The sequence below is a fragment of the Bacillus sp. FSL L8-0099 genome (assembly GCF_038006385.1).
Lineage (GTDB): Bacteria > Bacillota > Bacilli > Bacillales > Bacillaceae_G > Bacillus_A > Bacillus_A toyonensis.
Map to the genome: position 1 here is coordinate 1 of NZ_JBBOVC010000007.1, position 9,199 is coordinate 9,199.

General features: G+C 30.8%; 9 protein-coding genes and 1 pseudogene. 8 read left to right on the forward strand and 2 right to left on the reverse strand.

Features of this window, described 5'->3' with window-relative positions; genetic code table 11:
* Both MHH42_RS32305 and MHH42_RS32310 read left to right on the forward strand, forming a co-directional pair.
* Nucleotides 1-414 (forward strand): mercury resistance protein (locus MHH42_RS32305; RefSeq protein ID WP_340895859.1); only part of this gene is annotated, 414 nt, incomplete at its 5' end.
* Between the two features lie 277 nt (nucleotides 415-691).
* On the forward strand, nucleotides 692-976 hold the full coding sequence (locus MHH42_RS32310) for a hypothetical protein (RefSeq protein ID WP_262717639.1): 285 nt from the start codon (nucleotides 692-694) through the stop codon (nucleotides 974-976).
* A 21-nt stretch (nucleotides 977-997) separates the two neighbouring features.
* Here the strand turns inward: MHH42_RS32310 and MHH42_RS32315 are convergent, their stop codons facing one another.
* Entirely contained in the window at nucleotides 998-2,416 is a 1,419-nt protein-coding gene (locus tag MHH42_RS32315) for a S8 family peptidase (protein ID WP_340895865.1), read from the reverse strand.
* 276 nt (nucleotides 2,417-2,692) lie between these two features.
* Between MHH42_RS32315 and MHH42_RS32320 the strand changes: the two genes are divergently transcribed.
* From MHH42_RS32320 to MHH42_RS32340, 5 genes and pseudogenes are all read left to right on the forward strand, one after another.
* Complete coding sequence (locus tag MHH42_RS32320; protein WP_340895869.1) at nucleotides 2,693-3,217, forward strand: hypothetical protein; 525 nt, start codon at nucleotides 2,693-2,695, stop codon at nucleotides 3,215-3,217.
* Between the two features lie 675 nt (nucleotides 3,218-3,892).
* A complete protein-coding gene (locus MHH42_RS32325; RefSeq protein ID WP_340895870.1) occupies nucleotides 3,893-5,359 on the forward strand; it encodes a plasmid recombination protein in 1,467 nt (488 codons plus the stop codon).
* Nucleotides 5,360-5,621: 262 nt separating this feature from the next.
* On the forward strand, nucleotides 5,622-6,233 hold the full coding sequence (locus tag MHH42_RS32330) for a helix-turn-helix domain-containing protein (protein WP_340895872.1): 612 nt from the start codon (nucleotides 5,622-5,624) through the stop codon (nucleotides 6,231-6,233).
* Between the two features lie 621 nt (nucleotides 6,234-6,854).
* Nucleotides 6,855-7,297, forward strand: a pseudogene (locus MHH42_RS32335) (helix-turn-helix transcriptional regulator).
* Nucleotides 7,298-7,694: 397 nt separating this feature from the next.
* A complete protein-coding gene (locus MHH42_RS32340; RefSeq protein ID WP_000434818.1) occupies nucleotides 7,695-7,895 on the forward strand; it encodes a cold-shock protein in 201 nt (66 codons plus the stop codon).
* Nucleotides 7,896-8,113: 218 nt separating this feature from the next.
* On the opposite strand, the gene MHH42_RS32345 is transcribed toward MHH42_RS32340, so the two are convergent.
* Nucleotides 8,114-8,584, reverse strand: coding sequence for a DinB family protein (locus MHH42_RS32345; RefSeq protein ID WP_340895874.1), 471 nt, complete (start codon nucleotides 8,582-8,584; stop codon nucleotides 8,114-8,116).
* 468 nt (nucleotides 8,585-9,052) lie between these two features.
* Between MHH42_RS32345 and MHH42_RS32350 the strand changes: the two genes are divergently transcribed.
* The coding region (locus MHH42_RS32350) for a MerR family transcriptional regulator (protein ID WP_142307624.1) at nucleotides 9,053-9,199 on the forward strand (147 nt) is incomplete at its 3' end.

The following is a 9,199-nucleotide window of genomic DNA, read 5'->3' on the forward strand; positions in this document are numbered from 1 at the left end:
ATAGAAGAATTAAAAGCGATAAAAGAAAAAATACAGACACAAAAATGGTCTTACGATCAAGTTCGAGCATGGCGGAACGGAGAACTTGATTCGTTTGTTTCAAAAGAAGAAAAATCAGAATTAGAAAAGAAATTGAATGAAGTATTAGAAAATCAGCAGTTACAAAATCAATTCAATCAAGCACTTGTTCAAAAATTGCAAGAAATTACGAATGAATTGGTTACGACAAAAGAGCATTTAGCGAATACAGAGAAAAAGTTAACTGAAGTAGAAGGTAAAAATAGTGAATTAGAAGTTTTTATAGAAAAGAAGTTAGAGAAGCGAGATCAGTTATTGCTTGAAAACATTCGAGATATGCAGAAACAAAATCAAAAACAAAAACGGAAAGGTTTTTTCGGTTTTTTTAAAAATTAAATATATTTTTTGTGTTGTTCTGATGTTAGAAAAAGAAAAATAAAGGAATACAGTATAGATTAACATACGAATATTAGACACTAACAACCCTTACATAAATATTAATTTATGTAAGGGTTGTTATCTTTCTATCATGTATTTATTGACTACCTTTTAATAAATTTATATTTGTAATACAGTGAAAAATCTCTATAACAAAAGTTCTGTATACTGATAATTTGGGATTTTTATGTTAATATATTCAATATAAACTCATTTTTAACATAAGGAGAATTAAATGGAAAAGAAAATGATCCCTTGGTATCTCAAAAGTAAATTTATATTCTTTATTTGTTTTATTATCCCTGTTATTGGTTTTGTTTTTGTTTATATAAACAGAAATAATTGGGAATCAAAAGAAAAAATTTCTTATTTTTTATTTGCTTTAACAAATCTTTCTTTAAATATAACCGTTTTATTTTTCACTCGTGATTTTTGGGTAGTTACAATACATCTCATAATAAATTTACTTATTATTATTTTTTACAATTCAAATAAGAGATTAAATAACCAAGCTATGTAATTACATAGCTTGGTTATTTAATTACTCTTGTAATAGTTTGAAAACATTAAGTACACCTTTACCCATTAGACTTTCAGCATGAGGAACATAGTCAACACCATGATTATACAGATAATTAACAGATTGCTCTGGTTGATTTTTAAATTTCTTTTTATCAATAATTAAAGCTAGAGCTCCAGATATTTTAGGAGCTGCTACTGAATTTCCTGCATCATAAATATAATCTTGTTCTAACCCTGTACTAATTACTTGTTCTTTTTCATACATTTTTTGATCAGACCAGGTTTCAAATCCATATCGTTGAAATAATCTATTATCTCCTCCTGGAGCAGCAATATCAATGAAGTCTTTTCCAAAGTTAGAGAATGATGCAAGGTTATTTGATGGGCCAATAGATGAAACAGTAACTACACCTGGCAAACTTGCAGGTACATCAATTAAATTCCCTTGCAAAGTTATACCATCATTTCTTAATTTTTTTTGAAGAAATTGATACATTTGTTTTTTATTATTAACATCTAAAGAATTATTTCCAGCAGCTGCTACTACAACACTTCCTTGTTTTTCAGCAAACTCAATAGCTTCTTTAAAAGCCTTGATTTCTGCAATATCATTTTTTGTAGGTTGATTTTCTAAAAATGCCATACCATCAATTAAATAATCTCCTAAACTAATATTAATAACATCAACATCATCTTTTGCAGCCTCTATAATACCTTTTATTATCCACAAAGATTCGGCTGTTCGTTCACCAAAAACCCTATAAGATTTAATACCAACGTTAGGAGCTACTCCTTTTATTTTACCGTTTGCAGCTATTTGTCCAGAAACATACGTCCCATGGCCTAATTTATCTATTGAATTATTAATATCTCCATCTTCTTCTTTCTCTTTTCCTCTAAATCCACCTTTTGGAACTAAATTTTTTGATCCGGTAACAATATTGTTTTTTAAATCAGGGTGATTCATATCTAAACCAGAATCTATTATTCCAACTACAACATTTTTTGATCCAGAAAAAACATCGTAACTTTTTCCGTTATTTGTAATCTTCTTCATATCCCACTGTTTATCCCATAATGAGGATGCAGAATTTATATATGTTTTTTTATCTGTTTCTATTTGTGTACCTATTGTTCGTAAAGAAAAATTATATGTGTCAATTAAAGGATTTCCCCCTAATTCCTGCATAGTAATTTTATCCGTTTTTATTTGAATTATCCCTAATTCTTCTATACTATATACAATTTCTATATTCTTTTCATTAACTAAATCTATTATATCGATATAGTTATTATTGTTCTTTAATAAAACAGTATAATAATTTTCTTGTTCAATAGCAGCAGTTGATTTTACAGGTATGAGAAAAAAGAAACATAAAATTAAAGAAACAAATAGTTTTATTCCTTTATTACCAAAAACTTTTTTAAAAATATTCATCAAATATACCACCTTTTCTTATGAATATATCAATAAAATGATTAAATTTTTAAATTAATCTGACTAAAATGAGTCGTTTTAAGGACCTAACTATTAAATCTCAAGAATAAAAAATAGCATAATTACAAAATAATGTCAATATATGAAAAAATAAAAAAATTGTATTTTTTTGAAATTTAAATGGAAATTTCAGTTTAATTATGGTAAATTAATACATGTAATTATCGATATAGTAATAAAATATTATATTGATATATAAAAAAGGAGGAATATGTTTTGAAAAAAAATAAACTTATTGTAAGTGCACTAACTGTTTCATTATTATCTACAGGTTTAATTAGTACTAATGCATTCGCCGCTGAGGAAAATACTAATAATACAATTCATTCAAATCCAGTTCCAGTACATAATGTGAATATGAATTTAAATCAAAATTTATTATTAGAAAAATCTATTAATCCTACTGATCTAAAAAACATTGAGGGAATTACTCAATACTTCAATTTAACTGCGGAAGAAAAGCAAGTATTTTTAGATGCTGCAGCTAATAAGGATGATAGTAGCTTTGAAACACGAGGAAAATTAAGTTGGGCTGCTAAAGCAATCACGAAATTATGGGACGAACTTCCAGGACCTGTAAAAGATAGACTTGGTAGACAAGCTGCTCTTTATACAATTGCACAATACGTTGAGCATTATACTGGTGCATTAGAAGATGCAGTGTATGGAGGCGTTCTAAAAGTAGTTGGTAACGAAACTGCTGCATGGTGGATCACTCAGTCACTAATGTTATTATTATAAATTACTAATAAAAACTAATAATTTATATTAATACTTATAATAGAAAAAGAGTCCTATTAAATTAGGACTCTTTTTCTATTATAAGTATTAATAAATAATTGTCTTAGCTAAATCACTTATTTTTACTGATTCAAACAATCTATTTTTTTATATTCAGTTACAGATTAATAGGTGTAATTAATATTGTTTTTATTTGTTGTGGAAACAGAATAAAGAAAGTAGAGAAAATTGATATATGAGCAACAAAAAAATAATTAGAGCTGTTTTTAATTTAGTTCAAAGATAAAAACATAGCGTGTGTCAACGGTACCGGACCGAACCCGTAAGGGGACGGGAGGATAAGGAGTTGACACACTCACTATGCAACCCTCTTGGTTTGCCAAAACGCCTGTCGTTTTGGCCTGCCAACCGGCGAGGGAGCCCCTCAAGGATTGAGGGGTTGGGGAGTTAGATAGAAAGGGGACTGGGGAAGAGTTCCCCAGTGGGTTTGGGCAAAGCCCAAGGTTTGTATTTGCCATGCTTAGCATGGATCGGCAAAGCCGAAAAGCGTCGCAGACCCCTATCGATTTTGATGCGTTAGCGTCAAAATACGTATAGGGTTACTCTAATTGACTCCATTTCGTCGCTTTGCTAGACTTATGGTATCAATTAATCTAGGGAGAGTGGTGGTACTTTATGTTGGGTTCTATCTCATTTAATCAATCTTACCAAAGTTCATTGAGCCATAATAACAGGGAAAATATTCATGGGAATCCTGGCATAGATCCAGCTAGGTTAGACGAGAATATCTATTTTGTTCAAAAGGACATCCGAAGTGTATACAAGGATGTTTTTCAAGAAGCAGTCGACAAATATAATGAGAAACAAAAACGGAATGACCGTAAGATTGATGACTATTATGACAAAATACATAAAGACGATAAGACACATGAGCAACGAGAATTGGTTGTGGCGATTGGGGAAGGCAAAGACGACCCAAAGTATAGGGGAGCTAAAAAGGAAGCACTGAAGCGCTATGCTGAGGCTTTTCAAGAGAGAAATCCAAACCTAGCGGTTTATAACATGGTTTTACATGATGATGAAGCAAATCCGCATTTACATATCAACTATGTACCAAATTTCGAAAGTAGTCGAGGGTTAACGAGGCGTGTCGGAATGGATAGAGCTTTGCAACAACAAGGTGTCGAAGGAAAGGGAAGAAAGTTAATTGCGTATTGGAGAGAAGCGGAAACAGCTTATATTGAGCAATTAGCGAAAGAACATATTCCGAATTTTGAACGTGCTAATGTAGGTTCTCATAAGTACATGAAAGTCCGTCAATACAAGGAATATGCAGAAGCGAAGTCAACTATTGAAAATCAAGTACAAGAAAAAGAAACAGAATTGCAAACGATTGATCATGATTTAAAAAATGTTGAAGAAAAAACAAACGAATTACAAGTAATGAAAAAAAGTTTAGAAAATGATGTCATTGATAAGCAAAAAGAATTAGAGATAGTGAAACAACAAGTAGAGAGTGGAAGTGAAAAGCTGGAGTTAATTGGCCAGCGTCATATAGAGTTAGAAAAAAGAGTAAAACAAATGCAAAAAGAATTAGATAGTGCTACAGATCAGATACCAAATGAACCTATTAAAATTCCATTTTTGCGTAAAGAAGTAATAACAGAAGTACAGGATAAAATGTTTGGAAAAGCTGAAATCATGAAGAAACAGACGAGAAATTATGTATTATCACCAGAACAATATCAAGAATTAACAAAACAAGTAAATGCAGCGGTCATTATCAAAAAGGATTATGAGCGTTTGAGAGAAACAGATTTTGTGAAAGCGTATGAAAGTTTAAAAATGACCGCAGAAGGTTGGATGAAAGAGAATAGGACATTGAAACAAGAAAAAGGTCAGTTGCAAAAGGAAGTTGGGGTATTAAATAAAGAAATCAGCTCATTAAAAGCTCATATAAAGAGTCTACAGACGAACATAAGAGTTTTGTATATACAAACGAAAAAAGTTTTTAAAGAGCAATTTAAGGCGTTTAGAGAGATTGTTAAAAATGAATTGGATAGTAAGGGAATAGATAATCAATTTGAACGTGAGCATAAAAAAGAAATGAATAAACATCGTGGATTGGATATGGAAAGATAGAAGTGATAATAGTGATAATAGCGAAAAAATTAAATAAAGAATGTAATTGATGAGGGATAAATGTTTTGTTTTTGCAAGAGATGGAAAGCTTTAACAAGATGTTTCATGTTATTATAGAGAAAGACGTAAAAACGAGAAAAACCGCCCATGCTTTGGTCGGCAGGCGGTTTTTCATAATAAGGTTGGAATCAACCAATATATATTCTATATACATTCTAACATATAAAAGTTGATTCCTTCCACTAAGGGAGAGAATTATTTTATGACAAAAGTTGTAGATTTTGGACAAGCTGAAAGAAATGCTAGAAAAAGAGATTTGGAAATTGAAAATGAACAATTTAAACAAGATCATAATGAGGTTTCAAAATCTGAATTAGAAAAAGCTATGGAAATTATGGCTAAAGCTACTGGTAAAGAGCTTTACATAGGAACTAAAAAAAGTCCTCAATCGAAAGTGAGGTTTGTTCAATTGATTCAAGATAATTGGAATTATGCTTTGGAGACAGGATATTTTACTGATGAAGAAATACTATTTTTAATCCGTATTCAACGGTTTTTACAATTTAAAAGTAATTGTATAGTTGATGATATTCATTCTAGAAGTGCAGTTCCTATGACTCAAACGCAGATTGCTGAACGTCTTGGAACGAGTAAACCTAAAGTTAGTCGAGTATTAAAGCAATTACAAGAAAAAGGTATTGTAGTAAAAGCAGTAGGTCAAGAAATTGAAGGTAATAACGTGCGTACTAATGCAATTTTTATTAATCCTAACATTATGTTCTCTGGTGAACGTGACAATATTGAAGTTACTTTAAAAGCATTATTTATAAAATCTAAATCATTATTAAAAAAATTTCCAATAGCCCTTTTTTAAGGGCTATTTTTTATATTTTCGTAGTTACCTAATTTGATAACTAATGTTACCTAATTTGATAACTACGAAAACACCTATAAACCCTTGATATAACAACATTCTTATAACTAAATAACGTTAATTTACTCTCACTCTCTATATAAGGCTAAAAGTTCCGCAAGGAACAGGTAGTATTTTTGAGCAAAAAAATGCTCAAAAATCTCCACCTTCATAATAAAAAAGTAAAGACTAACGTTTTTACTTTTTTATTATGTCCTTGCAAAACTTTTTTCGGCGGGTTTTTAGCTTTCGCCAAGCCGAACAGACCAAAAACGGGGTTAAGTTGCTCGACTTGGATCAGCAATTATACCCGCCGAAACGCTAGTTCTATCGATTTAAATAATAAGCTTATTCCATATTCAGTTACGTTAAGTTCCTGGGGGCTAGCCCCCAGACCCCAGCCAGCACTCACACCCAAAAACAGGGGGAAATAGCATGATAAAACATTTTTACACCTTAGAATCACGTTATTATAAAGAAATTTGGTAGTCTTTAATTAGCCTTTAATTTAACCTCAAACTTAAGGGAGATGTATAGATGAACATTGGTAGACAAATATAATATTTTCGTAAACGGGATAATATGTCCCAAGAGAAGTTAGCAGAAAAAAATCATGTTTCCAGACAATCTATTTCTAACTGGGAAAATGAAAGGAACTATCCAGATATTCATAATTTACTAATGATGAGTATTCTCTTTAATGTCTCCCTAGATGATTTAGTTAAAGGAGATGTAAAGATCATGAAAGAAGAACTTCAAAAATCAACTTTTTTGGTTATTATGGTTTTATAATACCTTTGGTACTTACGATTTTGCTTATGTTTTCATCACAGCAAGTTGAAAATATAAAAAAAGAGCATAATTTAAAAACTTATCGTCAAATAGTTGATTTTATAGAGGGAAAACCTGTAAGTGAAGTAAGGCCTAATATAAAAGACAAATTATTAAAAATAGGTTTGATGCTTGCAAGTGCTTTAATTAGTTATAGTTTGATTTATTTAGGATTGAGTGTATTTGGAAGATAACTTAGAAAACTATTAAAAGTCCTCCGGATTGCTTAATTGGAGGACTTTTATGTTTACATAATTATTGTTATCAGGAGTAAAATTTAACTCGAAAATAGCTAATTTTATCAGTTGTTGAATGTCTGAAAAAAATCAAACTAATGATATTGTCGAGATCCTTTGGTAACTTCTTGCTGTGATGACTATCATAGTGACTTTTTCTTCAGCAACCACTATTAGTGGCTAATTACCATAAGGACTTATTTTTGAAATTTGCTATTTTTTAGAAAGTATGTTAATTTAAGAAAGACCTATTTTTGTTCGGTTTGAGATTAAGAATAAATTTTGTTTTTCGTCTAAGGTATTTGAGCAAGGGTAGTAACATATGTGTGGGTATCCACACTAGGAGGCAACAATTATGGAACAAGGTAAAGTAAAATGGTTTAATGCAGACAAAGGTTTTGGATTCATTGAGCGTCAAGGTGGAGAAGACGTATTCGTACATTTCTCAGCTATCCAAATCGACGGTTACAAATCTTTAGACGAAGGACAAAGTGTAACGTTTGAAGTAGAAAAAGGACAACGTGGCCTACAAGCTACTAATGTTCAAAAAGCTTAATATTAGTTGATGAAAGACCCTTTTGTAGGGTCTTTTTTGATTTTGTTATGATATTCCGAATACAAATTTTTAAGGGGATTTGGGGTGCTTAACTCTTAATGAAAAAGAAGATGTTAGGGGTATCGCCAGCATTTTGAAAAAAACCATGCTAAGCCAAAAATAAAATAAGCCGTCCATATGGACGGCTTATTTTATTTTTGTTATTAGTAGTGAAATTATTAATCCCATATATTTGGGCGTTCAATTTTTATTGTTCTCATATAATCTAACATTTGTCCTGTATGAACACCCTCATGATATGCTATACGCATTAACATATCCCCTAAAGAACGAATATACCCTACATTTGAACGATCAATTTTAATTGTATTTAGATCTTCATTAGAAAAAGAACGAACAGTATCTAAAAATTGTTTGTGATATATCTCAGCAAAATCCAGTTCATCTTCGACAGATAAAAAAGGTCTGTTTTCAAATGGAGAATTATACTCTTTCAGACTTCCCCTATTTTCAATAGCCAGATGATAATAGTGCTCTGATTCCAGTACATGCCGAATCATCTCTAAACAAGTCATAGCTTTTTCATCTGGTTTCCAATCCAATTTATCGCTAGGAATCGTTTTCCATATTTTTATACTCCGTCTTCTAACTTCTGTTAAGTTTAATAACAATAAATCAATTGTATTCATTTATATTTCTCCTCTCACTTAGCCTCATAAACAAGTTTACTAAATTTTCTAAACAAATGACAAACATTCGTTCTTACCCATGAATATAGTATTCATATAAGGTTAACATAACATCCTATTATCGGTAGCAACTATTTTGATAGAATCCTTGTATTTACAGGGATTATTGATTCTATATCTATTTATCTCTTATACATGATTTTATACATCATTGATATAGCGAGGATTCTAGGGATTCCCGCTATTCTTTTTTTGCATAAAATCTTGTATAAATAAAAAAGATTTTGATGTTATTATCGAGAAGTAATATATATCGGTGTTAAAATCGGAATGTATTTCGAAATTAAATCGTTTTTAAAATCGGTTTTTATATCGGTTATAAGTATATTCCGATTTTGATTGGAATGTTGATTTAGTCGTGTTTTTTTAAGTGAAAAACGTATTCCGTTTTTGGGGGAGGAATGAAATTTGGAACTAAAATCGGAAATGCATACACCGAAAATTGTTGCGGATCTTTTAGGGATCACACCCGATTTGTTAAAGGTATGGTCAAACGAATTTAACATACAAACGGAGCGAAGTCAGGGAGGGCATCGCAGATACTCGAAGGAAAAT